The sequence below is a fragment of the Desertivirga xinjiangensis genome (assembly GCF_024436435.1).
Lineage (GTDB): Bacteria > Bacteroidota > Bacteroidia > Sphingobacteriales > Sphingobacteriaceae > Desertivirga > Desertivirga xinjiangensis.
Window position 1 is genome coordinate 896,075 of record NZ_JAFMZP010000001.1, and the last position, 26,812, is coordinate 922,886.

At 44.0% G+C, this 26,812-nt stretch carries 19 protein-coding genes; 9 read left to right on the plus strand and 10 right to left on the minus strand.

Annotated elements, in window-relative coordinates; translation table 11 throughout:
• Positions 1-96 precede the first annotated feature (96 nt).
• From J3P37_RS03730 to J3P37_RS03755, 6 genes are all read left to right on the plus strand, one after another.
• Entirely contained in the window at positions 97-2,751 is a 2,655-nt protein-coding gene (locus J3P37_RS03730) for a zinc-dependent metalloprotease (RefSeq protein WP_256009660.1), read from the plus strand.
• A 25-nt stretch (positions 2,752-2,776) separates the two neighbouring features.
• Positions 2,777-6,136, plus strand: coding sequence for a SusC/RagA family TonB-linked outer membrane protein (locus J3P37_RS03735; protein WP_256009661.1), 3,360 nt, complete (start codon positions 2,777-2,779; stop codon positions 6,134-6,136).
• A gap of 4 nt (positions 6,137-6,140) precedes the next feature.
• Positions 6,141-7,460: a RagB/SusD family nutrient uptake outer membrane protein gene (locus tag J3P37_RS03740; protein WP_256009662.1), complete on the plus strand. Its 1,320-nt coding sequence runs from the start codon at positions 6,141-6,143 to the stop codon at positions 7,458-7,460.
• Positions 7,461-7,550: 90 nt separating this feature from the next.
• Positions 7,551-8,318 carry a LytR/AlgR family response regulator transcription factor gene (locus tag J3P37_RS03745; protein WP_256009663.1) on the plus strand — a complete coding sequence of 256 codons (768 nt, stop codon included), beginning with the start codon at positions 7,551-7,553 and terminating at the stop codon, positions 8,316-8,318.
• Positions 8,319-8,648: 330 nt separating this feature from the next.
• Positions 8,649-9,734 (plus strand): formylglycine-generating enzyme family protein, encoded by a 1,086-nt coding sequence (locus tag J3P37_RS03750; RefSeq protein ID WP_256009664.1) that lies wholly within the window; start codon positions 8,649-8,651, stop codon positions 9,732-9,734.
• 6 nt (positions 9,735-9,740) lie between these two features.
• Positions 9,741-11,123: a voltage-gated chloride channel family protein gene (locus J3P37_RS03755; protein ID WP_256009665.1), complete on the plus strand. Its 1,383-nt coding sequence runs from the start codon at positions 9,741-9,743 to the stop codon at positions 11,121-11,123.
• A 7-nt stretch (positions 11,124-11,130) separates the two neighbouring features.
• Here J3P37_RS03755 and J3P37_RS03760 read toward each other — a convergent pair whose 3' ends face one another.
• The 10 genes from J3P37_RS03760 to J3P37_RS03805 all read right to left on the minus strand — a co-directional run bounded on the left by J3P37_RS03760 (position 11,131) and on the right by J3P37_RS03805 (position 21,750).
• Positions 11,131-12,027, minus strand: coding sequence for a LysR family transcriptional regulator (locus tag J3P37_RS03760; protein WP_256009666.1), 897 nt, complete (start codon positions 12,025-12,027; stop codon positions 11,131-11,133).
• A 54-nt stretch (positions 12,028-12,081) separates the two neighbouring features.
• On the minus strand, positions 12,082-13,596 hold the full coding sequence (locus J3P37_RS03765) for an FGGY family carbohydrate kinase (protein WP_256009667.1): 1,515 nt from the start codon (positions 13,594-13,596) through the stop codon (positions 12,082-12,084).
• A complete protein-coding gene (locus J3P37_RS03770) occupies positions 13,596-14,570 on the minus strand; it encodes an ABC transporter permease (RefSeq protein ID WP_256009668.1) in 975 nt (324 codons plus the stop codon). The genes J3P37_RS03765 and J3P37_RS03770 overlap by 1 nt, the downstream gene beginning before the upstream one ends.
• Positions 14,571-14,581: 11 nt before the next feature.
• On the minus strand, positions 14,582-16,087 hold the full coding sequence (locus J3P37_RS03775) for a sugar ABC transporter ATP-binding protein (RefSeq protein WP_256009669.1): 1,506 nt from the start codon (positions 16,085-16,087) through the stop codon (positions 14,582-14,584).
• Between the two features lie 16 nt (positions 16,088-16,103).
• Complete coding sequence (locus tag J3P37_RS03780; RefSeq protein WP_256009670.1) at positions 16,104-16,721, minus strand: DUF2291 domain-containing protein; 618 nt, start codon at positions 16,719-16,721, stop codon at positions 16,104-16,106.
• A gap of 12 nt (positions 16,722-16,733) precedes the next feature.
• Complete coding sequence (locus tag J3P37_RS03785) at positions 16,734-17,669, minus strand: D-ribose ABC transporter substrate-binding protein (protein WP_256009671.1); 936 nt, start codon at positions 17,667-17,669, stop codon at positions 16,734-16,736.
• A 73-nt stretch (positions 17,670-17,742) separates the two neighbouring features.
• Positions 17,743-18,714 (minus strand): transketolase family protein, encoded by a 972-nt coding sequence (locus J3P37_RS03790; RefSeq protein ID WP_256009672.1) that lies wholly within the window; start codon positions 18,712-18,714, stop codon positions 17,743-17,745.
• Positions 18,715-18,739: 25 nt separating this feature from the next.
• Positions 18,740-19,555, minus strand: coding sequence for a transketolase (locus J3P37_RS03795; protein ID WP_256009673.1), 816 nt, complete (start codon positions 19,553-19,555; stop codon positions 18,740-18,742).
• Between the two features lie 14 nt (positions 19,556-19,569).
• Positions 19,570-20,979 carry an L-fucose/L-arabinose isomerase family protein gene (locus J3P37_RS03800; protein ID WP_256009674.1) on the minus strand — a complete coding sequence of 470 codons (1,410 nt, stop codon included), beginning with the start codon at positions 20,977-20,979 and terminating at the stop codon, positions 19,570-19,572.
• 6 nt (positions 20,980-20,985) lie between these two features.
• Entirely contained in the window at positions 20,986-21,750 is a 765-nt protein-coding gene (locus tag J3P37_RS03805) for a DeoR/GlpR family DNA-binding transcription regulator (protein ID WP_256009675.1), read from the minus strand.
• A gap of 411 nt (positions 21,751-22,161) precedes the next feature.
• On the opposite strand from J3P37_RS03805, the gene ribB reads away from it, so the two are divergent.
• From ribB to J3P37_RS03820, 3 genes are all read left to right on the plus strand, one after another.
• Complete coding sequence (gene ribB / locus J3P37_RS03810) at positions 22,162-23,292, plus strand: 3,4-dihydroxy-2-butanone-4-phosphate synthase (protein ID WP_256009676.1); 1,131 nt, start codon at positions 22,162-22,164, stop codon at positions 23,290-23,292.
• Positions 23,293-23,423: 131 nt separating this feature from the next.
• Positions 23,424-25,517, plus strand: a complete 2,094-nt coding sequence (gene pta, locus J3P37_RS03815) for a phosphate acetyltransferase (RefSeq protein ID WP_256009677.1) — start codon at positions 23,424-23,426, stop codon at positions 25,515-25,517.
• Positions 25,518-25,531: 14 nt separating this feature from the next.
• Positions 25,532-26,734 carry an acetate/propionate family kinase gene (locus J3P37_RS03820; RefSeq protein ID WP_256009678.1) on the plus strand — a complete coding sequence of 401 codons (1,203 nt, stop codon included), beginning with the start codon at positions 25,532-25,534 and terminating at the stop codon, positions 26,732-26,734.
• Positions 26,735-26,812 lie beyond the last annotated feature (78 nt).

Consider the following 26,812-nt stretch of genomic DNA (forward strand, 5'->3'; position numbering starts at 1 on the left):
AGCGCATTCGCACCGTTAATCGATGGCTTCACTCTTCTATTGTTTCAAAAATGTTAAGTTTTCATCATCTTTCAAGTAAATATCGAAAGAAAAGGAATGGTGGAATGCTTTTTTCATAATAAAGTCAGGTTTTGTGTTGCTATAATTGCTACTTTTCTTATAGGTTTTCCAGCCTTCGCTCAGAAAAAAGGAGCAGGTGCCGTGATTGTCAAGGAAACCGGAAAAGATTCAGCAGGTGACTCCTCTAAAGACTCTCTCAAAAACGACAAAAAGAAGAATTATGCTCAGATTTTAAAAAAGGCAAGCTCAAGTAAGGGTCTTTTCACAGTACACCTGGTTGAAAACGATTATTACTTTGAGATTCCGTTGAGTTTGTTCAACCGGGATTTTTTACTGGTAAACAAAATATCATCAGTTCCGCTTGCAATTAACGAAGCCGGAATTAACAAGGGAATGAATTATGAGAACAAAGTCATTCGCTTTAATCTCAATAAAAGATCAGGTACACTTTGGGTGAATACGATCGTCCCACAAGTAGGATCACCGGAAAATGATGCTATCACTCGTTCGGTGAAAGATAATTTCACAGGCTCGGTGATTGAAAATTTTAAAATTGAAGCCTACAACTCCGATTCTACCACTGTTCTAATTAAAGTAAATAAGGTTTTCGACGGAACAGAGAACAGCTTCAATGATGTATTCAATAGTATTGGTCTGGGCGGTAGTCCGAAGTCGGCACTTTCTGCCATAGAGGTGATAAAAGCTTTTCCTGAAAACCTGGTAGTGCGTTCATTGCTTACCACTACGGTCACGGAAGGCAAAACCACTATGCCGGTGAGTATCACCGTAACATCAAACATCCTGTTATTGCCCGAGAAGCCGATGGTTCCCCGCTTTGCAGATGCCAGGGTTGGTTACTTCAGCACCCCAAGATGGTATTTTTCTGATGAACAGCATCAGATGGAAAAGAAGGAGCTTATCACCCGCTGGCGTTTAGAGCCGGCTGCTGCGGATATCGCGAAGTATAAAAGGGGAGAACTGGTGGAACCGAAGAAGCCGATAGTTTTTTATATCGATCCTGCAACCCCTCCTCAATGGCGCTCTTATATTAAGGATGGAATCAGGGACTGGCAAAAAACTTTTGAGCAGGCTGGTTTCAAAAACGCCATTCAGGCCAGAGAGGTAACCGATACTGCTGACTTCGATGCAGATGACGTACGTTATTCAGTAGTGACTTACGCTGCTTCGCCAAAGTCGAATGCCATGGGACCTGCGGTGGTCGACCCGCGTTCTGGTGAAATACTGGAATCTGACGTCATCTGGTGGCACAACGTAATGGGCTCTTTACAGAACTGGATGCGTGTGCAAACCGGTGTGATCGATGAAACGGCACGGGGAAACAAGTTTTCGGACGAGCTGATGGGTAATGCTATACGTTTTGTGTCCTCGCATGAGATCGGGCATACCCTGGGTTTAAAACATAATATGAGTGCTTCTCATGCCTTTCCGGTAGACTCGCTGCGTTCGGCTTCCTTTACAAAACGTATGGGAGGAACAGCTTCTTCGATCATGGATTATGCACGCTTTAACTATGTGGCCCAGCCGGGCGATAACGTGACTGAAATAACTCCCCAGATAGGTGTGTATGATAAATACGCCATTGCATGGGGCTATCGCTGGTTAGATACCCGCGATCCCCATGAGGAGTTTGAAACACTTTCTGCCTGGATCAGAAAACATGAAAATGACCCGCTGTATCACTACGGTGAACAGCAAAGCTCTATGGAAGTTATTGACCCTCGGGCACAGTCGGAGGACCTGGGTGATAATAATGTGAAGGCAAGCTTTTACGGCATGGAAAACCTTAAGCGCCTGATCCCTCAAATCCTTTCCTGGTCGGCAGAGACTGACCGTAACTACGAAAGGTCAGGGAGACTATATTCTGCCGCATTAGGTCAGTGGAAAACCTATATGGAGCATGTGTTGTCGAACATTGGCGGTTTTTACCTGGAAAAACCTGTAAAAGGTGATGGTAAAGATGCCTATACGCCGGTGTCTGTGGCACGGCAGACCGAGGCTTTTGACTTTTTCAGCAAGGCTTTGTTGCCGATGCCTGAGTGGCTTTTCAATAACGATCTGTTGAAGAAAAGCTTTCCGTTGAGAGATTCCCCCTTGGGTTATTTTGAAGATGGCCCGTATAGCCTGAGACGCGCCTGGCAGTATGATTTGATGTACAATATGTTATCCGACGATCGTTTATTAAGAATGCTGGAGACCGAGCTTATGCTGGGGAGGGAAGATACATTTACAGCATCGCAACTGTTGGAGAAAACAGCTGACTTGGTGTTTAAACCAACTTCTAAAGGTCATTCACTTTCCATTCTGGAGCGCATGGCACAGCAGAATTTTGTAGATGCGCTTCTGGTAAGTTCAGATAAATTGCTGGAGAAGATCTCAAAAAAAGCAATCAGGGAAGAGCAGCCTTTAGGCTGCAGCTATATGCTGGAACCTGCGAGTTTGGCGGTTAACACTCATAAACACAATGGAGCTGGACATAGTGAGTCTGCTGATCTGCGCAATTTCTATTTCAGCGCAATGAGCAGAACGTCTGATGTTGGTGTAATAAAGCGCGGCCAACTGATAAGAACAGTATCACTTTTAGAAAAAAAGAGTAAAACAGGCGATGAGATCACCAGAAGCCATTACCAGGATCTTATATTAAGGATTAAACAAAGTCTTAAAATGAATTAAAATGTCAAATAATAACTATATCATAATGAATAAATTTTTACTTCTTCTCTTCCTGCTCGGTGCCGGCTTGAACAGCTTTGCACAGGGACAGGTGAATGTAAAAGGTCAGGTCATCGCCAAGGATGACGGCAAGCCGATCCCTGGTGCCTCTGTTTTTGTGGATAAATCCACAATAGGAGAACAGACAAACGTGCCGGGCGTAATCCAGAATTCGGCGATTGGAACGGTTACTGATGTCAACGGACGCTTTTCTTTGAACGTTCCTGAAGGCACAACTTATATCAGAGTTAGTTTCCTTGGTTTTGAATCGCAGCTGGTAAACATTCGCAATAGATCGAATGTGAATGTTGTTCTGGAAAGCGGCGATAATAAACTGAATGAAGTGATTGTTACCGGTTATAACGATATCCATAAGCGTAAAAATACAACAGCATCTTCGGTAGTTGATTACGCGAAGATCAGGCAGGCAGGTGTTTCCGGGGTAGATCAGATGCTTCAGGGACAGGTTGCGGGTGTTGCGGTTACTACGACCAATGGCGGTCCTAATGCAGCTCCAAAGATCCGTATTCGTGGTACAGCTTCTCTTCAGGGTTCACAGGATCCTTTATGGGTACTTGACGGGATTCCTTTGGAAGGAACTAGTTTTCCTGGTTTGAATCTTAATGAAAAAGATCAGATTGATCAATTGAGAAATTTTCCGATTGCAGGTCTGAATCCTGATGATATTGACAATATTAGTATCCTAAAAGATGCTGCAGCTACCGCGATCTATGGCGTACGGGCTGCTAATGGTGTAATTGTGATCACTACCAAAAAAGGTAAAAAAGGTCCGATGCAGGTTGGGTTCAGTGCAAATACCTTTATTGGCCAGCGTACTGATCTTGGCAAATTGAACCTGATGAATTCTGCTGAGAAAGTGGATTGGGAGTTAGGATTAGCGGCTAGAGAGGACCTTACCTACAGAAGTTCTATGGGCGGTGTTTCGCGGATCCTGGATCAATATAATGAATTGAGCAACTTTCGTCAGAATGGTTTCGCAGGATTAAGTCAGCCAGCTCAGGACGCGATCAATGCTTTAAGAAACACGAATACCAACTGGGGTAAAGAGTTGTTTCAAACTACGGTTAATCAGCAGTACTCAGCTAGTTTATCAGGTGGTTCAGATCAGGCGAATTATTATTTCTCGGGTGCTTACTATGATGAGAAAGGATCGACGATCGGTACTGGTTTAAAAAGGTATAACGTTACCTTGAAAACTGACTTTAATCTGTCTTCTAAGTTAAAAGCAGGCGTAGCGTTATTTGGAACATCTGCTGATCGTTCCGGGTATCTTACTGAAACATCAGCGTTTACTAATCCGTCAAAATATTCAAGAACAGTAAATCCATATTTGAGCATCAGGGATGCTAATGGAGCTTTCGCATACGATCCGGATATTGCTGGAGGGACAACTGCTTTAGAAGATATTTATCTGCCCTTCAATGCTATCGAAGAGAGAGAAAATACAGATTATTCCTTAAACAATAAAAGCCTTAAAGGCTTGTTTGATTTGAGCTGGCAGATTCTTCCATCTCTTAAAGCAAGGACCGAACTGGGCTTGCAATTTGAGGACAGTCGCACAAACCGCTACGGTGGGCAGAACAGTTATTATAATCGTAAAATCCGTTTTGGCTCATATTATCGCGATGGGGGAGTGTTGAAATACTTTTTGCCTGAAGGAGGTATATTAGAAAATACCGATCAATCGTTTTTTCAGTATAACTGGAAGGGTATAGTGGAATACGAACGTACCTTCAATGAAAAACACGAATTGGAATTACTGGGGGGATCTGAGCTGCGTCGTACCAACAGCGATAGTTTCTTGTCAAGAGGTTTTGGTTATAATCCACTAACCCTTACAACCAAGCCCATTATATTCCCTGAGGGAAGTGGCAGTACTGATGATGCAATCTACAGAGGCCAGGTAAGAACAAAGCAGGAAAATGCATTTGCTTCATTTTATGGGATAGCGTCGTACACGTACGACAGTCGTTATACGGTCTACGGAAGCCTTCGCTATGATGGCTCTGACTTTTTCGGAGTAGATCCCAAATATAAATGGCTGCCCGTTTATTCAATTTCAGGTGCCTGGAATGCAAAAGAAGAAAGTTTTCTTAAAGATAAAAACTGGCTTTCTAACTTGCGTTTAAGGAGTTCGTATGGTATCCAGGGAAATATCGATAAAACGACATCCCCATACTTAATAGGTAACTATGAGAATCAAACTATTCTTCCCGGATACCCTGAAACGTCGCTGACAGTAAGCTCGCCTCAGAACGATAAATTACGCTGGGAAAAAACCTCAACATTTAACAGTGGTTTAGATTTCGGTATATTTAGAAACGCCATTCAGCTTACCGTTGATTATTACCGTCGTGATAGTGAAGACCTGATAGGTGCTCAGGAGCTGTCGCCAGAAACAGGGTTCAGTTTTACCAGCCGGAACTGGGCGAGAATAAGAAACAGTGGTATTGAACTTTCTTTATCAACAAGAAATATCAATACTCCTAAATTTAGCTGGTCAACTGACTTTAATTTCGCGCATAATAAAAGTGAGGTAATCAGGGAGGATGTGAGGGACGATTCATTGACACCATCAAGAGAAGGGTATCCTGTAAACTCTTTGTTCGTCATTAAGACTGCAGGACTGGATGCACAGGGCTATCCTCAATTTACGAAAGATGGACAAGTATTGTCTTATGAAGATTTCTTCAAGTTATACGATCCGTGGGCAGATTTCGCCCCCGGTTATTTGGTGGAATCAACAATGGCTACCAGTGAGTATAAAAACCTGTTTACTTATGCAGGCAATCTGGATCCGAAATATACGGGCGGTTTCATCAATCGTTTCAGATACAGTAACCTTGACCTGACCGTGACCACCAGCTTCAGCCTTGATCAAATGGTGTTGCGTTCAGACGCCTATAATCCGGCGCTGGTAGACCGGGGTGAAAATCGCAGCCGTGAAATTCTTAATGCCTGGTCTCCCCAAAATACAAATACTACACTTCCGGGTCTGATTGGAGCCGGTACAGCTGACGGAAGCCGCTATATGGTAAATATTTGGATGAACGGAAACGATGCATTGAATTCATACAGATATTTTGATTTCTGGGCGAAGTCCATGAGTTATTTAAGAGTAAACAGCATGCGATTGGGTTATACCCTTCCTTCTGTAATAGCAAAGAAAATCCGCGCTAACAATTTAAGAATTAGTGTGGAGGGTAATAATCTCTTTGTGATCGGAAAGAATCATGACGGATACTTTGATCCGGAAACCTACGGTAATATCTACGCACAACCGATAACTAAATCAATCAACTTTGGTATCAACGCTAGTTTTTAATAGAATGAAAAGAATTTTAATATCAGCACTTTTGCTGGCAGGGCTTTCATTAAGCTCCTGCGATAAATACCTTGATGTTGAACCTGTGGGCCGGGTACTTCCGAAAACGACAGAAGACTACAGGGGCTTGTTGACATCAGCTTATTCCTACTTTCCTCAACATAAAAGCTTGCTTGCTTTGAGGACGGACGAACTGATTCTGAATGACTTTTCAGAGCAGTTCGTTTATAACAGGGATATCTACTTTTGGAAAGATACCGATTTTGATCCCGTTACAACCCCGTTTCCTTACCAGTTCTTTTACCAGGTAGTCTTTTATACGAATAACATCATTGCATCTGCTGAAGCTGATGCAGGGAAATCAGTAGAGGTTGACCAAATTGTGGGTGAGGCTTACCTTCTGAGAGCATATAGCCATTTTGAGTTGCTGAACTTGTTTGCTAAGCCTTATAATACTGCAACCGCGGCTACAGATCGCGGAGTTCCGATTTCTACAGAGATCGATTTGGAACAGGATTACAAGCCGGCAAGCGTAGAAGCAGTTTATGAACAGATATTCAAAGATATTGAGGCTGGCGAACCACGTCTAAGTGTCAATAGCTACGAATTAGGTAAAAATTATCGTTTCACCAGACGGGCCGCTTTGGCTTTGAAAGCACGCATACATCTATACCGCTCTGAATGGAAAAAGTCTCTCGATGCAGCACAAAAGGCCTTAGATATGGACAGTCGTTTGGAGGATTTTAATTTGACAGACAGTAAACTTCCAAACCACTTTCAATCTGTTGAAAGTGTAATGTCCCTTGAGCATACGTTCCCGACCAGTGTTTCTGGATCTGTTTATATTTCTCCTGATTTTATTAATCGATATGCTGAAAATAAAGATTTGAGAAGAACGAGGTTTTTCAGAAGAAGTGGCAGTCGCTATAGTTCGATAAAAGGCGGGGAAGAGTTTGTAGTTAGTTTCCGTAATGCGGAGCTATATCTTACCAAGGCTGAAGCCGCTTATCACGAAAGTAACGAGCCTCTTGCAAAAGAAACCCTGTTGGCTTTAAAAGCAAAACGCCTTACTCCGGACTTCTATTCAACAGAGTCTGTACGTATAAATGCTTTGAGCGGTGCTGCTTTATTAAACGAGATATTGGAAGAGCGGGCTTTAGAACTTGCTCTTGAGGGGCACCGCTGGTACGATCTGCGCCGTAATGGTCAGCCGCAAATTATTCACACCTATGATGGAGAACAATATATTCTTCGTCAGAATGACCCAAGATATACGCTGCCTTTCCCAAGGGAAGCAGTATCTCTAAATCCTGATTTAAGATAACCCGCTAATACTACACCTAGTAGTGATCAACTCCGGCTTTTTTTAAAGACCGGAGTTTTTTTTATACATTCATCCCCGGGGGTACCAGCGATGAATGTTTTAATAGTTGAAGATGAAGAGCTGGCTGCCAGCGAACTTCAAAATATGCTTAAGCAGATAGACTCGAATATTGAGGTTCTCGCTATTCTGGGCACTATAGAATCGGCGGTCGATTGGTTGAATAAAAATTCGCCAGATATCATCTTCATGGATATCCATCTCGGTGATGGTGAAAGCTTTGAGATCTTTCAGCAAACCAGTGTAAAATGCCCTGTGATCTTCACTACGGCATATGATCAGTACGCCCTTGAGGCTTTCAAGAATCAAGGAATCGATTATTTGTTAAAGCCTTTTGATAAATCGGATGTGGAGCAGGCGCTTAAAAAGTATTCCGGTCTGACCAGCATTTCTTCGGGTATCTCTGTTGGAATTGCTTCGCCTTTAGCTGCTAAACCTGCTGCCCAGCCTGGCAGAGAGCGAAACCGTTTTATGGTTAGTCTGGGCAGCCGTTTAAGGACAGTAGACGCAGAAGAAATAGCTTACTTCATGGCTGAAGGAAAATATCTTTATCTGTTTACGCGCAATGGAGAATCCTATATCCTGGAAGAAACAATTACCAGCCTGGCTCCTCAACTCTCAATGAAAAATTTTTTTAGGATAAACCGCAAGTTTATCATTCATATTCAATCTATTAAAGAGATGCTCAAACTTTCGCGGAACCGGATAAGGATCCAGCTTTCGCCTCCTCCGCCGGGAAATATTATGGTGGTAGTGAGTGAAGACAGGGCAGAAGAGTTTAGGTCGTGGTTGAATTTGTGAGCGTCTATGATTTGACCGGGCGTCGGGAATGGTGCTTTAACGAGTCTGAACCCACAGAGCGCTACGCTAACTCTATGACAGGCCTGGGGACAGGCGAGTCTATGGACATGCACTGGAATGGTTATTAAATAACAGGTACCTGACCCCTACCAAGCCCGTACCAAATTCGGGAAATTGCCATAAAATCACGTGTTGAATAGCTGTTAGTTAAAAGTTGTTTTCAGCCGCTTCCCGGATAGCTTAAAGCCCTCGCAATACTCTCATCCGTGCTTAAATCTATAAACTTGTCGTTTACTAATATTAGTTACATTTGAATAAATATTAGTCGCGATGAAGATACTTTCCTGCAAAGCAGTAAGCTATATATTATTTACCGGATTGATCACCGTGCTTATTTCATCATGTGGTGAGTCTGGAAAGGCATCACAGCAATCAGGTGCGTCGGATTCTGTTGCTGTTAATACAGAAGGTAAGACCGATTCGCTTCATATAGGAATGGTGTGGGTTGAAGCAGGGGAGTTTGAGCAGGGCGGGGACAATGATCAGGCATCAGCCGATGAGTTTCCGAAACATAAGGTAAAATTGAAAGGGTTTTGGATCGATGCCACAGAAGTGACCAATGCACAGTTCGCAAAATTTGTTAAAGCAACCGGCTATGTTACTACTGCTGAAAAGAAACCGGACTGGGAAGAGCTTAAAAAACAATTGCCTCCCGGAACTCCAAAGCCTGACGAGAGTGTGCTGGTAGCATCTTCATTGGTGTTTAATGCTCCCAAAACCCCAGTTCCCTTAAATGATTTTTCACAGTGGTGGGAATGGAAAGCTGGGGCAGACTGGAAGCATCCTGGCGGACCGGGAACTAATATCGAAGGAAAAGAGAATTACCCTGTGGTTCATATCTCCTGGTACGATGCTCAGGCTTATGCTAAATGGGCTGGCAAACGCTTGCCTACCGAGGCCGAATGGGAATATGCTGCTCGGGGTGGCTTAAGAAATAATATTTATCCCTGGGGCAATGAATCAGTAAATACAGGGAAACCCAGAACAAACTTCTGGCAGGGACATTTTCCCGATAAGAATAGTCTTATGGACACGTATTATTTATCAGCACCGGTAAGATCTTTCGCTCCTAATGGGTATGGTTTGTACGATATGGCTGGTAACGTCTGGGAATGGTGTGCCGATCTCTATCATCACACTTATTATGAAGAGGTAAAAAATGGAGTGATCGATCCCCAAGGGCCCTCTACAAGTTTAGATCCGGACGAACCGGAGGCCAGCAAGAGAGTGTTACGAGGCGGTTCATTTTTATGCAATGATAGTTACTGCTCAGGATACCGGGTTGCCAGGCGCATGAAGAGCACGGAAGACAGCAGCATGGAGCATGTAGGTTTTCGATGCGTGACAGACAAATGATTATGAATGGATAAGGCGACATCAACGAAATCAGTAAAAGAAAACCTGGGCGAACAGCTAACTATTTTAAAGAACTTATTGAAATGGACCTTCCTGGTGATTCCGGTTGCGATAGCGTCGGGGGTTATGGTTGCCCTGTTTCTTACCTTATTACATGCAGCCATTGCATACCGCTTCAGTAATACCTGGCTACTGTATTTACTGCCGCTTGCGGGAGTGCTGATCCATTTTATTTATCAAAAAGCAGGGAAGTCCTCAGAAAAGGGCAATAACCTGATAGTTGACGAGATCCATGAGCCGGGCGCCGGAGTGCCAAAAAGGATGGGAATCATCATCTTAATCACTACGGTGATCACTCACTTGTTTGGCGGATCTGCGGGAAGGGAAGGTACAGCAGTACAGATCGGAGGAAGTGTTGCATCGATGTTTTCCTCCTGGTGTAAGCTAAAATTCCCAGATACAAAGATTTTACTGACAGCGGGCGTTGCAGCTGCTTTTGGAGCAGTGTTTGGTACTCCGCTCACGGGTGCCATTTTTGCAATTGAAGTCTTGGCAATAGGTAGAATACAGTATTCAGCGCTGCTCCCATGTTTGATCGCCGGTATTATCGGCGACCTTACGGTGACTGCCCTGGGCGTACATCACACCACTTATCACATTGATATCATTCCTGCTGTTCCACATCTTTTTCTGGATTACTTTTCGTTAGATCTTTTATTGTTGGCAAAGATCTTCATTGCCTCCATAGGTTTTGGTCTGGCTAGCTATTTTTTTTCTGAACTTACTTATGGCATTAAGAATTTGTTCCTGGAGCTTATCTCCAGGAAATGGTTGATTCCTGTTTTGGGTGGCGGGATCATCATTGCACTGACCTTTATACTGGGAAAACCCGACTACCTGAGCCTTGGAGTTGATGCTGAATATTCAGGGGCGGTTACTATCAGCTCTGCATTCAAAGCCGGAGGAGCAGATTGGTGGAGCTGGTTCTGGAAAAGTGTTTATACCGCAATAACTTTAGGCAGCGGCTTTAAAGGGGGGGAAGTAACGCCTTTGTTTTATATCGGTGCAACTCTTGGAAATACTTTGTCTGAGATTCTGAATGCGCCAACCAGCTTGCTGGCAGCTCTTGGTTTTATTGCCGTTTTTGCCGGAGCGACAAATACTCCCCTGGCATGTACCCTTATGGGAATAGAGCTTTTCGGGGGAGAATATGCTTTGTTTTACGCGGTTGCCTGTTTTACAGCCTACTATTTTAGCGGGCACTCTGGTATTTATACCTCTCAACGCATTGCGGTTTCTAAATCTAATGAAGGAGGTTCCCGATATACCACCCTGGGTGATATTATTAAACACAGAAGGAACCGAAGAAAAAACTGGTTTAAAAGATAATTTTTTGCTATTTCCGGTTGCGGAATAAATTTGAGAACTTGATAAATATGTCGGAAAGTCCGTCGACCATCCCATGTAAATGGATGAGATAAAAGAAACGGTCTATATTTAATCCTGCCACGTCGATGATCCGAAGTTCTCCAGAGTTTAACTCCCGAAGTATGGCATGAATAGAGATGAAGGCCACGCAGCTGGAATGAGATAGATAGGATTTAATGGCTTCAGTACTTCCCAGCTGCATCTCTATTTGAAGGTCGGATAACTTTAATTTTAAGGGCTCCAGAAAATGTTCAAGTACTTCCAGGGTTCCTGAGCCTCTTTCTCTGAGGATCAGCGGTATTCTTTGCAATTGTTCCAACCTTATTTCTGCTGATTTAGCTAATGGGTGCTTATTGCTGCAAACCAGCACTATTTCATCTTTTACGAATTCAGAATAACTGATCTGCGGGTTTTTGGTATGACCTTCTATTAAGCCGAGATCGATTTCTTTCTTGATAAGAGCTTGCTCAATAAGTTCGGTATTTCCATTGATCAGGTTGATTCTGATCCCCGGAAATTTATCGTGAAATTGCGCCAGCAGGGGCGGGATAAGGTATTGCGAAATAGTAGTGCTTGCTCCAAGGCGGAGAATTCCATTGCTGCGATTGCTGATCGTATTAATTTCGAACTTTGCCTGGCGATAGATGGAGAATATCTGCTCGGTATGCTTCAACAAGATACTTCCTGCCTGTGTGAGGGCGATACGATTTCCATTTCGTTCAAATAACTTTGCCTGGTACTCTTCTTCTAATTCGTGAATGTGTTTCGTTACTGCCGGCTGTGTGATGAAAAGCTCGTGTGCAGCCTTAGTGAAACTTAAACGCCTGGCAACAGTGTAAAATACTTCTAAGCGGAAATCGGCCATTTGCGACAAAGTTAGTAATAAGTAACAAGTTGTGAGCTTTAGAGATTAACCATGCTAAATGGTTATCTGCTCATTATTAGAACTTACAACTTTTTTCCATTCCCCATACCAATTCTCCATTCCCTCTGCGTATTTGCCTTTGCTAACGGCAGATTTATGCCTATACAATGTTTTGATTTCTTCAAGACTGCTAAATACACCTGAGCCGAGGCCTGCGAGGTAGGCGGCACCCAGGGCCGATACATCGGGCATTTGGCTATTGATAAGGGCATTGTCCAGGAGGTCGGCCAGGAAGCTTAAAACGAAATTATTGGAGGTCATTCCGCCATTAACCATAAGCTCTTTAATCTCAATTCCGGTATCTCCTTCCATAGCCTCTAAGACGTCTTTAATCTGGTAAGGAATACATTCCAGGGCAGCCCGGACGATATGATTTTTTGTGCAATTGAATGTTAAACCATTGATCGACGCTTTCCTGCTCATGTCCCAGTGCGGCGCTCCTAATCCGCTGAAGGCTGGTATCAGATACACTCCGTTATTATCGGTTACAGAAATGGCCATCTCTTCTGTCTGACGGCTGTCGGAAAAAAGTCCCAGTTCGTTCTTCAACCATTCGATACCTGAGCCGCAGGATACAATAACGCCTTCCAAAGCGTAATCGACCCTTTGCTCCGTACTCCAGCAAATGGTAGTGATCATGCCCTGGGCTGAAGTTTTCGCCTCTGACCCAATATTCATCAGGACAGAGCAGCCGGTACCTAAAGTTGCTTTGGCTGTTCCTGGTAAAAAACAACCTTCTCCAAAAGCGGCTGCATGCGAATCTCCGATCATGGCAGCTATAGGCACGGCCTGACTAAACAGACCTTCAAAAGAAGATTCCCCGTACTGAAAAGCAGAAGGCTTAATGCCAGGGAGGTTGATACCTGCCAGGCCGAAGCTGTCAATTAACTGTTTGTCCCAATCGAGACTTTTGAGGTTAAAAAGCAAAGTTCGTGAGGCGTTGCTATGATCTGTAAGGTATTGTTCGCCACCTGTTAATTTGTATAGGAGCCAGGTATCTATCGTTCCAAAAAAAGCATCCCCTGACTGAATAGCCTTTTGAACGGTTTCATTATTCTGATTTAGCCAGATGAGCTTACTTCCTGAGAAATAGGGGTCGATAATGAGGCCGGTTTTGCTTTTGACCATTTCTTCCAATCCCTGCGCTTTAAGCTCAGAACAGATTTGGATAGAGCGCTTACATTGCCATACTACTGCATTATATAAAGGTTTTCCGCTTTTATCCCAAAGGACAAATGTTTCTCTCTGGTTGGAAATGCCGCAGGATTTGATCTCGGATAGGTCACCACCATTACCTTCGAAGGTCTTAAGGCAGGCCTGTACGGAGTCGATGACATTTCGGTAAATATCCTCTGGGTTTTGCTCCACCCAGCCACCTTCCAGGTAATGGGTTTTAAGAGGTACAGTAGCTTTGGCTAAAACCTGGCCTGTATGATTAAAAACAATTGTTTTTGTACTGCTTGTGCCCTGGTCAATGGCCAGGATTAAAGAATTTGTTCTTTTTGTCATTACTCTGCTTTGGAGTTTACTTTATCAATAATTACAGCCAGAAGGATCACAAATCCTTTTACCACCTGCTGCCAGAAGGGCGATACGTCAAGAAGTACTAATCCATTGTTTAGTACTCCGATAATGATTGCGCCAAGAACGGTTCCCATGATGGTTCCTCTTCCCCCGGAAAGGGAAGTGCCCCCAATTACCACCGCTGCAATAGAATCGAGTTCATAACTCATACCGGCGTTCGGTTGGGCTGAATCCAATCGTGAGGTAACCATGATTCCCCCGACAGCGGCCAGGGCTCCGGCTATCGTATAGACAATGATTTTAACTTTATTGATGTTGATTCCGGAAAGGCGCGAGGCATTTTCATTGCCTCCAATAGCATAAATGTAGCGTCCAAGGGAAGTTTTGTTGGTGAGAATGATGGAGGCTGCGATGATGATCGCTGCAATCCACACCAAAACCGGGATGCCTAAAAACCATCCGGTGCCAATATAACCGAATTCATTTCCAAGGCTGGAAATAGGGTAACCTTTTGTCCATAACATGGTCAAACCACGGGCAATGGTTAACATAGCGAGGGTGGCAACAAAGGGCGGCACTTTAAATTTTGTAATTACCCAGCCGTTAAAGAAACCCAATGCTGAGCCGGTTAAAATTCCTGTAACTATAGTGCCCAGTATAGTAAAACCTATATACAGATCGTTGTCGGGCAGTTCAATGCCAAACTTCAAAAGGCCGGCTGCAATGGCACCACTTAAAGCCAGCATGGAACCTACAGAAAGGTCGATTCCTGCAGTAAGAACCACCAGGGTCATACCTACAGAAATACAAATGTTTACCGAGATCTGGCGTAACACATTCCATCCGTTATCTACAGTCAGAAATTTGTCTGAGAGTAAGCTTAACGCAAGGCAAAGTAAAAAGAGAGCTATGGATGATTGGAATTTTGTGAGTGTTGAACGGTATTTAGAAATACTCATTTTAATATCTGTTAAATGGTTTTAGGGATTGCTGCCTTTAAAATATTGTCTTCGTTTGCTTCAGAAGAACTGAATTCAGCTGTGATCTTACCCTCCGACATCACCAGGACCCTGTCTGAGACAGCCAGGATTTCAGGCAATTCTGAGGACACTACAATGATACCCAGTCCGGCTTCAGATAGTTCCATAATCAGTTTGTAAATCTCGTTCTTGGCGTTCGCATCTATTCCCCGGGTTGGTTCATCAAGCATCAGCACTTTAGGTTTTGTGGCAAGACACCTGGCCAGAACTACTTTTTGCTGATTTCCGCCGCTCAGATTTTTTACCTGCTGATGGGGGGACGGGGTTTTGATGCAAAGCGATGCTGTGTATTTTTCAGCAAGCTGCATTTCTTTCCCTTTACTCAGTAAGCCAGCCTGCTGTATGTCATGAAGTGTACTGAGGCTGATGTTTGTTTTTACATCCAGGCCTAAAACCAAACCATCTTTTTTACGATCTTCCGGCACCAGTACAATGCCGGCTTTGATGGCCTGCTGCGGGCAATTTATTTTTAAAGGCTGGCCTTCCATAGTTATCACCCCATTGCTGGAGCTGTTATGTAAGCCGAGAATAGTCTCTAATAATTCTGTTCGTCCGGCTCCCATTAAACCAAAGATGCCTAATATCTCACCGCTGTTCAGTTTTAATGAAACGTTATCAAGCAATACTTTTTTTGTGCCATTTTGGGTTGCGAGGCTCAGGTTACGGATATCCAGTAGTTCTCCCGTTGCGGATTCCCGGTGCACCTTGCTGATCGTTTTGATCTCACGGCCAACCATTTTTTTGATGATGGTGTCGTGATTTACCTCATCCATGCTACCACTTTCAGTAACCTGCCCGTCGCGGAGCACAATGTAACGATCGGCAATGCGGAACAGCTCATCCAGCTTATGCGAGATGTAAACAACAGCCCTTCCTTCGTTTCGAAGATCTTCGATAATACTGAAAAGGATCTCTACTTCGTGATCACTAATGGCGGATGTAGGCTCATCCATGATAATTACCTCCGAATCTGTAAGCAGTGCTTTTGCAATTTCCACAACCTGCTGCTGTCCTACTTTGAGATCCCGGATAAGGGTATCCGGACTAACATTTAATTTTAGTTTGTTTAGGAGCTCCTGCGTTTTTTGCTGCATAGCTTTTTTATCGAGGATATCCCAGCTGTTTACTATTTCCCTGCCCAGGAAAATATTTTCCCGGATACTAAGATCGGGGATAAGGTTCAGTTCCTGATGGATAATTCCTATGCCGAGCTGCTGCGCTTCTTTCGGATTGGCAAAATGTACTTCTTGCCCCTTAAATATGATCCTTCCTTCATAGTCAGGATATACTCCCGAAAGGATCTTCATCAAGGTAGATTTCCCTGCGCCGTTTTCCCCGATTATTGCAGTCACCTTTCCGCCTGGTAAATCCATGCTGACGTTGTTCAGGGCAATCACCCCCGAAAATCGTTTACCTATGTTTTCTGCTACTAACATGTTGTCATTTGATAGCTTACTTTACTTCGAGAATAAGAGGGATCACCTCAATCGTATCGGGCAGGCTTCTGGCTTGATTCAATTCAATACATCCGGTAAAATCAACGATATCGCCTTGTTTCGCTTTCGCTTCAAAAGGCGGCAGTACCTCGGCTCTGATTAGTTTATTAAGCTCTTCCGAAACCGTATTCATATCCATGGTGGTGGTAAATTCGTCTACGGAAATAATGCCTGAGCCATCCCGTGCGGCATTGCCTATGATATATTCGGTGGCAAGCGCAATTTGTGCGGAGCTGCCAGGAAGCGAGAGATAAGTATTGCTGTCATCGATCCTGGTAATTTGCCCCTTACCTTTGACCATAAAAAAGCGGATGTCGCCGTTGTTTTGTGCGTGGGAATTGGAAAATGCCTGGCGTGGATTGTTTTTGAGATCTGCAAGAAGCTGGCTTAGGTCTAAAGCCTTATCTTTTCCGGCCGGTACCTTTTTGTACAGGAAGTCCTTTGCGTATGCATAGGCATCAAAAGCTTTTTCTTCAGTTTTTTTCATATCACTTAGCTTTTTCACATAAACTGAGTTATAGGCAAGTAATACAAAGCAGACAGCTATGAGCAGGTATTTAATTCCTTTCTTCATATGTAGCATCGTTTAGTCTTTTTTTCCGTAAGCAATAAATTTGTCGATGTTTTCGGTGGTTACTACTTCCACGGGAATAGGTAGTTTTTTGGGGAAGTCTGTCTTTCCTTTGAAGAATTCGTCGGCATAAGTAGCTGCCAGTTCAGCAATTACTTTAGGGAACTGCATAGCAGTTGCCGTTAACTTTCCTTCTTTGATAGAGTTAATAGCATCTTCAGCACCATCGAATCCATAAACCTTAACTTTATCGGCTTTTCCCGCTGCAACCAGAGCCTGGTAGGCGCCCATTGCCATGGCATCATTTCCGCAAAACACGCCGTCGATATCCGGATGCGCCTGTAAAATGGATTCCATCACCTCCATTGCTTTGTTTCGGTCGAAATCAGCGCTTTGCTGTGCAACCATCTTTAAGCCGGGGTAATTATCTACCACGCTATGGAACCCCTTTGAACGGTTCCAGGTGTTGTTGTCAGAAACGATCCCCAGGAGCTCTACGTAATTTCCTTTTTGGTTTAATGATTTTACGAAGAGTTTACCGAGTTCTATGCAGGCTGAATAACTGTCAGAGAGAATTTGGGAAGCAGCGGCATCTTTAGAATTTATTTCCCTGTCCATGCAAAATACTGCCACTCCAGCCTTTTTCGCTTTGGTAACGCTTGCCACTGATCCGGCAGCATCAGTAGGATTAAAGAGGATGGCATCATAACCAGCGGCAATAGCGTTCTCAAAATGATCGCTTTCGAGTGCTGTGTTATTCTGCGAATCGAAGATCTTTGATTCGTATCCGAGTTCTTTGGCTTTTTTTGCTGCGGTTTCCGCCAGAAAAACAAACCAGGGGTTGTTCAGCGTGGAAACAACTATGGCAATTTTATTTGGTTGCCTGGTTTTATCGGAAGAGGAGCAAGCTGCCAGCACAAGGACCAGCAAGACTGCTGTGATTAGTTTCATAATGGTTGTATGTTGGTTGGTTTAATAGGTTTATTGGGTTTGCGACGCTTTTCGGTGTCTATTTATATTTTTTTTACATTTTTCCTAATAGTTTTAATGCTGTATTGCTCAGGCCCTCTTTAGAAATGCCATAGTGATCCAGGATCTCTACCTGGGAGCCGGTGACCGTATATTCATCAGGTATTCCTACAATTTTGAAGGGCTTGTTGTATTGATTTTGCAGCAGGAAGGATGCACAGGCTTCCCCAAGTCCCCCGTAAATACTATGCTCCTCTACGGTGATGATAGCGCCTGTACTCTCCGCAATCTCTTGTAATAAAACCTTATCCAAGGGTTTAATCGTATGCATACTGATGACAGTAGCTTCAATGCCCTGTTCGTTCCTTAACTTTTCTGCTGCCTGAAGAGCCGGGTAAACGGTTTCCCCGCAAGCAATAAATGTCAGATCAGAACCCTTGCAGATCACTCTGCCTTTACCAAATTGAAAGGGAACCTCTTCATCTGTTGTTAGCAATGGCATATTCTTTTTGCCGAAACGCAGGTAAAGCGGCTTATTGCTTGCTGCAGCCAGTTTAATGGCCTGTTCGGTTTCATAATTGTCGGCAGGAGCTGCAACAATAAGATTATTGATGGCGCGGAGTGCAGCGTAATCGTGCAAGCTATGATGAGTTGAACCCAAGGCTCCGTAACTTACACCCGCACTGATACCGATCAGCCTCACCGGGTTGTCTGAGTAGGCCACATCGTTTTTTATTTGCTCCAAAGCCCGGGCAGTAAGGAAGCAGGCTGGCGAAACAGCGAAGGCTTTTTTGCCAGCAGAGGCGAGTCCGGCTGCAACACCCACGAGGTTTTGTTCTGCAATTCCTATTTCAACGATCTGCTTCGGGTATTTTTTTCCGAATGGTACTAGTTTTCCTGATCCCCGCGAATCGCTGGTAACAGCTACAATATCTTTGTCTGTTTCAGCCAGTTCCTGTAAAGTAGAGGAGAATACTTCGAGATTAGGTTTTGCACCTACTTGACTTTCAACAAGGGGACTTCCCATAATAATTATCTTTAATGGTTAATATTTATAACGCTTCGCTTAATTCTTTAAGGGCATCTGCATACTGTTCTTTGGATGGTACGCCATGGTGCCAGCTGATCTGGTTTTCCATGAAGCTTACTCCTTTGCCTTTCACCGTATGCGCGATAACCAGACTCGGTTTTCCCGCTTCAAAAGGGAGGCTGTCGAACGCTTCTTTCAATGCTTTGAGGTCGTGGCCGTCGACATGTTTAACGGCCCATCCAAAGCTTTCAAATTTTTCGTCTATGGGATCGGTATTGCATACGTCGGCCGTGGAGCCAGTTATCTGAAGCGAGTTTTTGTCAATGATGGCACAAAGGTTATCCAGCTTGTAATGTGCTGCTGTTAAAGCAGCTTCCCAGTTTGAACCTTCAGGAAGTTCGCCGTCGCCCATAAGTGTGAACACGCGGAAATCCTTTTCATCCATTTTAGCGGCGAGGGCATTACCTACACTAATGGGTAATCCATGCCCCAGTGCACCGGTATTCTGCTCTACGCCTTTAACTTTTTTGGTAGGATGGCCTATGTAGTGCGATTGATATTTACAAAGGGTGTTTAAGTCCTCCTCAGGGAAGAAGCCTTTGTCGGCGAGCACTACGAAAAGCGCTTCCACACAATGTCCTTTACTTTGAATGTAGCGGTCGCGGTCTGGCGATGAAAAGTTTTGCGGGCTGACATTCAAGGTGTAGTTGTATAGTACATTGAGGATATCTATACAGGATAAGCTTCCGCCGGTATGCCCTGCATTAGCACCAACAATATATTTCAATATCCGCTGCCGATATTGATTGGATTTTTGAGCCAGTTCGTTTTCAGTCATAGTGTAAATGTTAATTATTTATGATGGTATACTTCCCAGCCCATATAATTTCCAAGGGCTTCCTCTAAAATCCCTGCTGTTTTTGAAGCGTTCATCACCACATGGTGTTCAAACCCGTTGCGGCAAACATATTGCATTAAACCTTGCAGATCTTGTATCTGAGCCACGGCCCGGTTTCCGAAAGTGTTCAGCGCATCGTCTGTAAGGAACCCCTCGCCGATATAGGCTTTAATGATTCCTTTTGGATCGTCTGTGCTGATGCGGCCATAGGTAAGGGGCGAAGCCGGGGTCCGGCCGTCCAGTGCACCGTAGGTGTTTTCGACGCCCACGGTGGTCCCAAGGATTGGTGCGTTGCTGATCTGAATATCCGGCAGGAAGGATTTGGCCCAGTTTCCGCAATGGAATAGCACACATTTGCTGTCATCATCAGCATAGTTGTTGTTCCAGTCGACCAGGGCGCTTGGCGAACCCGATGCCAACTGCATGGCGTACATGCTCAATGTTCCTGTTACATCTACTTCGCAGGCACTCGGGAGCATGTTTTCGCTCATGATACTCATGCTGGTGCATACATTGCATCCATAATTCTGTTGCAAGGATGTCCAGCATTGTATGGCAGTAGCGTCAAGGTAATTTTCTTCCATAAACTGGTTGAGTACCACATCGAGTTTGGCAATCTGGATCAGCGCCTCGTCGGGAGTGTTTCCCCTGGATGCGTATGCAAGTACTTTATCCAGGTGAGCTTTAACCTCAGTATGGTCTTTGTCTAGTTTATTCGCCCTGCCAAGAATTTCAGAAAGGTCGACTGTAGTAACTGATATGCCATTTCGTTGAAGGATCTTTTCGCTGTATCTAACGGTGTTAAAGCCTCCTGGCCTTGCACCAACGGCCCCAATTCGTACTTTTCGTAAGCCTCTTACTACTCTGCAGACAGCAACGAAGTTCAGTAACTCCTGCGCAAAAGCAGGATCTTTTGGGTGAATCACGTGTTTTTCAGTGATGGTGTATTTAATACCATACTGATAAAGGTTGTTACAAACGGATATCTTGCCACACCATGAATCTCTCCGGCGGGCTACATCGAGCTTATTCAATTCGTCAGGATATGCCTGAATAAGTACAGGAACATTTAAACCTGAAAGCTTTAAAGTTTCAGCCACACCCCGTTCGTCGCCAAAGTTTGGAAGGATCACCAGTACTCCGGTTATCTCATCTTCGTGTTTCTTGAATAAAGAAGCGCATTTTTGTGCGTCTCTGAACGTTTCCACACCTCCGAGTTTAGTCTCAAACTCGTCGAGGATCACGTAGTTCAGGTTTAATTTCTCAAATTGTTCAATAATATCCAAACGTGCCTCAGATACTAACTTATCGGGAAAAAAGTCTCTGTTTCCGATAATGATCCCGATGCTTGCCTTTTCTTTCATATAGGTTTATTTTGCTAGAATTAATTCAATTTCATTGTCTTCGAAAAGCTCTTTGTTGCGCTCACTGATGCCTGAGTCGGTAATGACGTAGTTGATCAGCGATAATGCGCCAAGGCTTGCGAAAGAAGTTTTGCCGATCTTTGTAGAGTCGGCTACCAGGAATGTCGTTTCCGCCGCTTCAATCATAGCTTTTTTAACTACAATATCACTGATGCTCGGATAAGTGAGTCCTGCTTTGAGCGACAGTCCAGCGGTTGCCAGGAATAGTTTCTGGACGTTAAGGCCCTGGAAAAAGTCGGCTGCTTTTTGTCCGGTAAGAGACAAGGTGGGAGGCTTAAATTCCCCGCCGGTGACGATCAGGTCTATCCCTGGTTCTGCGCCGAGCATCATTGCAATGTTTAATGCATTGGTGATCACCCTGAGGTTTTTAAATCCCTTCAGCTTTTTGGCGATCTCTGTGGTAGTAGATCCTGAATCCAGGATAATGCTGTCGCCGCTTTCAATATACTCGAGGCACTTGGTGGCTATCCTTTCTTTTTTATCAAGATTATCCTGGTGGCTTAATGAAAGGCTGCGCACCTGATCTTCAATGTTCTTGAGATGAGCACCTCCATGTTCACGAAACAACAAGCCATCTTTTTCCATTTTTTCCAGATCCTGCCTGATCGTTACCTCTGTCACCTTAAATACTTTGGCGAGGTTGATCACTTTAGCAGAACCGTCTTCTTTGAGAAGTTCCAGTATTTTATCTCTTCTTTGGTTAGGAAGCATATATGTTGTTGTGATTGCCGGCAAGCCGGCAATGTGTTTTTAAATGTTGCTGTCGTCATGCCAGTCCTGAATCAAGTTCAGGATTCGGCATCTCTTGAACTATGTGTAGCGCTTCAGCTTATTCAAGAGGTCCTGAAACAAGTTCAGGATGACGAAGAAATCAAATTTGGTTCTTACTAAGTATTTGAAATTTTCGTTTTCTTTCGTTTATTTTTGGTTTTTCAAATATATCGAAATAAAAAGTTTTGTCAATGGCTAGGATGATTTTATTAAGTGCGGTTTGATCTTTGTAATTCAATGAAATATTCTTTTTCTTGATAAATCGTAAAAATTCGAAAGAAACTCTGGATATTTTCTCAATACTTCCCTGAATACTAAACTATATCTCATAAAAAAATTAGATTTGTTAAAATGGAAAATATCTTAAACTCTATAGAAGAGGCTATAAATGATATTAAGCTCGGTAAGGTGGTGATCATAGTCGACGATGACGACCGCGAAAACGAAGGTGATTTTATGGTCGCAGCTCGTTTTGCTACGCCTGAAGTGATCAATTTTATGGCAACACATGGCAAAGGTTTAATATGTGTACCTTTAACAGAAGAACGGTGTGACGAACTGGAGTTAGGGTTAATGGTCGGAAAAAATACAGCCACACACGAAACCAATTTTACAATTTCTGTCGACCTGATCGGCAAAGGCTGTACCACTGGCATTTCAGCTTCTGACCGGTCCAAAACTATCAGTGCTTTAATTGATCCACAGACTGCTCCGGCCGAACTAGGGAGACCAGGACATATTTTCCCTCTCAGGTCTTTACATGGAGGCGTGTTAAGAAGGGCCGGACATACCGAGGCCACGGTGGATCTGGCTGTGCTTGCCGGCCTTGAACCTGCAGGAGTGATTGTAGAGATCATGAAAGAGGATGGAGAGATGGCCCGCCTGCCTGATCTTCTGGAAATAGCCCAAAAGTTTAAGCTTAAGATCATCTCCATCAAAGATTTGATAGCCTATCGTCTCCGCACAGAAACTTTGATTAAAAAGGAAGTGTCTGTAAAGATGCCAACTCAATGGGGTAATTTTGATATGGTAGCCTATACACAACTGGACAGCGGTGATCATCACATCGCCTTGATAAAAGGAGAGTGGGAACCTGAAGAACCGGTTTTAGTCCGGGTTCACCGATCTTGTATCGCGGGAGATATCTTTGGTTCGTGCCTGTGTAACTGCAGTAATCTATTGCATGAATCTATGGAACGGGTAGACAAGGAAGGTAAAGGCGTTGTCATTTATATGAACCGCGAAAGTTTTGGAGGCAGTCTCCTAAACAAACTATATAAATATAATGGCAAAGAGCACGGTTTTGCTGTAAATGGTGAAGCGCCCTCTGTTGATCAGAGAGACTACGGTATCGGTGCTCAGATATTACGAAGCCTTGGCATATCGAAGATGAGATTGCTTTCAGACAATCCCAAGAAAAGGGCCGGATTGAAGGGATATGGAATAGAGGTGGTGAGCATCGAGCCTATCACACAAAAATAATTCCTGAGATAACGAACCTGAAACCGTTTATTTTGTTCCCGGCAATAACGGGGAAGGATCATGAACAAAAATGACCTGAGTCATAGTATTCGGATCAGATGCTCCCGTAATTTGCGCATAAGTTTAAGAGTATGACTAAAACAATTTTTATAGCATCAGCAGAGCCCTACAGCGGTAAATCAATTGTCGCTTTGGGCCTGGTCAATATGTTGCTGGGAAAGGCTCAGAAGGTTGGTTACTTCAAACCTATCATAAATCATGATCCCAGGGAGATTAAGGATGTCCATATCCAGACCATCATAGAACATTTCAATTTGCCGGTTAATTTCGATGATGTTTATGCGTTTACGCGCCAGGAGGCGATGCAGCATCTCGAAAGTGAAAGTCAGGGGGAGATGATCGATACGATTATCAGTAAGTACAAAAAACTGGAGGAAAACTATGATTTCACCATCCTGGAAGGCAGCGATTTTGAGGGAGAAGGAGCGGCTTTTGAATTTGAAACCAATGTAAGGATCGCGAAAAACTTAAGTGCCCCCGCCATACTTGTGGTTTCCGGTGGAAAAAAAACTACATCACAGATCGTCAACGACGTTCTAAACATGTTGCGGAATTTTGAAGCGAGGGAAATTCAGGTGCTGGCTATTGTTGCCAATAAAATTGAGCAGGAGCAAGCCGACGATGTTCGGCGCTTGCTGGAGAGTCAGTTACCGGCAGGTACGATACTAGCCGTGATCCCCTCTGATAAGGGGCTTGAAAGTCCAACAATTAAGGATATATACCAGGAACTAAATGGAAAATTGCTGTTTGGTGAGGAATATCTTTCCAACCAGGTGGATAACTTCGTTACGGGAGCCATGCACGTTCCAAACTTTTTGAATCACATTAAAGAGAATGTATTGATCGTTACTCCTGGGGACCGCGGTGATATTATTATAGGGTCTTTGCAGGCCAATCTTTCAACCAGTTATCCAAAGGTTGCCGGCATTGTTCTTACTGCTGGATCTGAACCTGAAGAGCCTATTGTCCGTTTAATAAATGGATTGCAGAATGTGGTCCCGATTATGTCTGTAAAAACCGGCACATTTCAAACGATTACTGATATAGCTGCTGTGAAACCGCGGATTACGCCGGATAATGTGAAGAAGATCCAGCTCGCTATAGATACATTCAATAAACACATGGATGTTTCTTCTCTCGAAAAGAAGATTGTAACCTACGAATCGGAAGGAATTACACCTCACATGTTCCAGTATCAGCTGGGTAAATGGGCGAAGCAGAAAATAAAAAACATTGTTTTGCCTGAAGGAGATGACGACCGTGTTTTAAAAGCTGCCGCGCGTTTGATTGCACAGGATGTGGTTACGCTTACGCTCTTAGGTAACCCGGTAGACATTGCTGCCTCGTTTAAACGACTGGGTCTTACACCGGATCCCGCTAAAATTCAGATCATCGATCCGGCAAATTCCGAGTACTATGATGATTATGTGAACACGCTTTACCATTTAAGAAAGGACAAAAACGTCACCCTCGAAATGGCGCGAGATTTAATGACAGACGTGTCTTATTTCGGAACAATGATGGTTTTCAAAGGCCATGCCGATGGCATGGTATCGGGGGCTACACACACTACTCAGCATACGATACGACCTGCGCTGCAGTTTGTAAAAACCAAACCCGGAATATCGACGGTTTCTTCAGTGTTTTTTATGTGCCTGGAGGACCGTGTTTCAGTTTTCGGCGACTGTGCGGTGAACCCCAATCCGACTGCGGAACAATTGGCTGAGATAGCCATCTCTTCAGCGGAAACGAGTAAACGTTTCGGTGTTGAACCTCGAATAGCTATGCTTTCTTATTCCTCGGGCACTTCGGGGGCAGGCGAGGATGTGGATAAGGTGCGCCGTGCCACGGAGATCGTAAAAGAAAAACGGCCGGATCTGAAGGTTGAAGGGCCTATCCAGTATGATGCGGCGGTAGATCCGGTTGTTGGTAAGCAAAAAATGCCTGACTCTCCGGTAGCCGGTCAGGCAAGTGTTCTAATCTTCCCCGATCTGAATACAGGAAATAATACTTATAAAGCCGTTCAGCGGGAAACAGGAGCTTTAGCAATCGGCCCTATGTTACAGGGCTTAAATAAGCCTGTGAACGACCTGAGCAGGGGTTGTACTGTAGACGATATATTTAATACGGTTATTATCACCGCTATTCAAAGTCAGGAAGCTTAAAATGAATCTTATACATGAATATATTTGTAATTAACTCAGGCAGCAGTTCCATCAAATACCAGTTGTTTAAAATGCCCTCGGAACAGCCCATCTGCAGCGGCCTCGTAGAGAGAATAGGACTGGAAAATTCCATCATTACCCATAAGGTATATGCAGATGGTTCAGAAAAAGTTATCAGCAGGGTTTTAGATTTGGCGGATCATGAGGCTGGTATGCTTGAGGTTGGACACCTGCTGACAGAGCCGGGAATAGGAGTTATACAAAATCCGGAAGAGATAGAGGTAGTAGGGCACCGGGTGGTGCATGGAGGAGAGAGCTTTTCGGAAACTACAGTTATTACACCACAGGTTAAAGAGGAGATAAAAAAGTTGTTTCCGCTTGCACCTCTGCATAATCCGGGGCACTATCTGGGGATCGAAGTAGCCGAAAAGATCTTCACAAAGGCTACCCAAATTGTTGTATTTGATACAGCCTTTCATCAAACCATGCCCGAGAAGGCTTATCGTTATGCCATTCCGGAATCTTATTACACGGACTATGGTATCAGAGTGTATGGTTTCCATGGAACCAGTCATAAGTATGTATCGGGACAGGCGCTGCAATATCTGAATAATCCGGATGCCAAAGTTATTACTATCCATTTGGGGAATGGCTGCAGCATGGCGGCTATTAAAGCCGGCGAGTGCATAGACACCAGTATGGGATTGGGTCCTCTGGACGGCCTGGTAATGGGTACAAGGAGCGGAAATATTGATGCTTCAGTGGTGTTCCACCTGGTGTCGCACCTGGGTTATGATATAGAACAGGTGAGCAATCTGCTTAATAAGCGCAGCGGTATGCTTGGTTTAACCGGGTATAGTGATATGCGGGATATTACTAAGTCGATGAATGAAGGCAATGACAAAGCAAGGCTGGCTTATGATATGTATGCTTACCGGATCAAAAAGTATATTGGATCGTACGCAGCAGCACTTGGCGGATTGGATGCCATTGTTTTCACAGCCGGTGTAGGAGAAAATGATGCCTATACCAGGGAATTAGTTTGCAGCGAAATGGAGTTCTTCGGTATTCAGCTGGATATCGAGAAAAATAAATTGCGTGGCCCGGGAATTCGTGAAATTAGCGTTGAAAACTCTCCGGCAAAAGTTTTAATAGTTCCTACTAACGAGGAGCTTGAAATTGCGAATCAATGTGTTGAGCTGCTTTGCCAGGCATGATTTGATTTCTTCGATTGTTGTTTGCTTGAAGGCTGCTTCCGCTCGCGCACTTATGCCGCGTGTGTCCGAATAGCCAAA

What these genes read in the sequence shown, in the direction of transcription:
- J3P37_RS03820 (WP_256009678.1), top strand. Translation starts at nt 25,532, where the DNA reads ATGAATATATTTGTAATTAACTCAGGCAGCAGTTCCATCAAATACCAG.
- J3P37_RS03795 (WP_256009673.1), bottom strand. Translation starts at nt 19,555, where the DNA reads ATGACTGAAAACGAACTGGCTCAAAAATCCAATCAATATCGGCAGCGG.
- J3P37_RS03805 (WP_256009675.1), bottom strand. Translation starts at nt 21,750, where the DNA reads ATGCTTCCTAACCAAAGAAGAGATAAAATACTGGAACTTCTCAAAGAA.
- J3P37_RS03740 (WP_256009662.1), top strand. Translation starts at nt 6,141, where the DNA reads ATGAAAAGAATTTTAATATCAGCACTTTTGCTGGCAGGGCTTTCATTA.
- J3P37_RS03800 (WP_256009674.1), bottom strand. Translation starts at nt 20,979, where the DNA reads ATGAAAGAAAAGGCAAGCATCGGGATCATTATCGGAAACAGAGACTTT.
- ribB (WP_256009676.1), top strand. Translation starts at nt 22,162, where the DNA reads ATGGAAAATATCTTAAACTCTATAGAAGAGGCTATAAATGATATTAAG.
- pta (WP_256009677.1), top strand. Translation starts at nt 23,424, where the DNA reads ATGACTAAAACAATTTTTATAGCATCAGCAGAGCCCTACAGCGGTAAA.
- J3P37_RS03755 (WP_256009665.1), top strand. Translation starts at nt 9,741, where the DNA reads ATGGATAAGGCGACATCAACGAAATCAGTAAAAGAAAACCTGGGCGAA.
- J3P37_RS03745 (WP_256009663.1), top strand. Translation starts at nt 7,551, where the DNA reads ATGAATGTTTTAATAGTTGAAGATGAAGAGCTGGCTGCCAGCGAACTT.
- J3P37_RS03780 (WP_256009670.1), bottom strand. Translation starts at nt 16,721, where the DNA reads ATGAAGAAAGGAATTAAATACCTGCTCATAGCTGTCTGCTTTGTATTA.
- J3P37_RS03765 (WP_256009667.1), bottom strand. Translation starts at nt 13,596, where the DNA reads ATGACAAAAAGAACAAATTCTTTAATCCTGGCCATTGACCAGGGCACA.
- J3P37_RS03785 (WP_256009671.1), bottom strand. Translation starts at nt 17,669, where the DNA reads ATGAAACTAATCACAGCAGTCTTGCTGGTCCTTGTGCTGGCAGCTTGC.
- J3P37_RS03775 (WP_256009669.1), bottom strand. Translation starts at nt 16,087, where the DNA reads ATGTTAGTAGCAGAAAACATAGGTAAACGATTTTCGGGGGTGATTGCC.
- J3P37_RS03760 (WP_256009666.1), bottom strand. Translation starts at nt 12,027, where the DNA reads ATGGCCGATTTCCGCTTAGAAGTATTTTACACTGTTGCCAGGCGTTTA.
- J3P37_RS03735 (WP_256009661.1), top strand. Translation starts at nt 2,777, where the DNA reads ATGAATAAATTTTTACTTCTTCTCTTCCTGCTCGGTGCCGGCTTGAAC.
- J3P37_RS03790 (WP_256009672.1), bottom strand. Translation starts at nt 18,714, where the DNA reads ATGGGAAGTCCCCTTGTTGAAAGTCAAGTAGGTGCAAAACCTAATCTC.
- J3P37_RS03770 (WP_256009668.1), bottom strand. Translation starts at nt 14,570, where the DNA reads ATGAGTATTTCTAAATACCGTTCAACACTCACAAAATTCCAATCATCC.
- J3P37_RS03730 (WP_256009660.1), top strand. Translation starts at nt 97, where the DNA reads ATGGTGGAATGCTTTTTTCATAATAAAGTCAGGTTTTGTGTTGCTATA.
- J3P37_RS03750 (WP_256009664.1), top strand. Translation starts at nt 8,649, where the DNA reads ATGAAGATACTTTCCTGCAAAGCAGTAAGCTATATATTATTTACCGGA.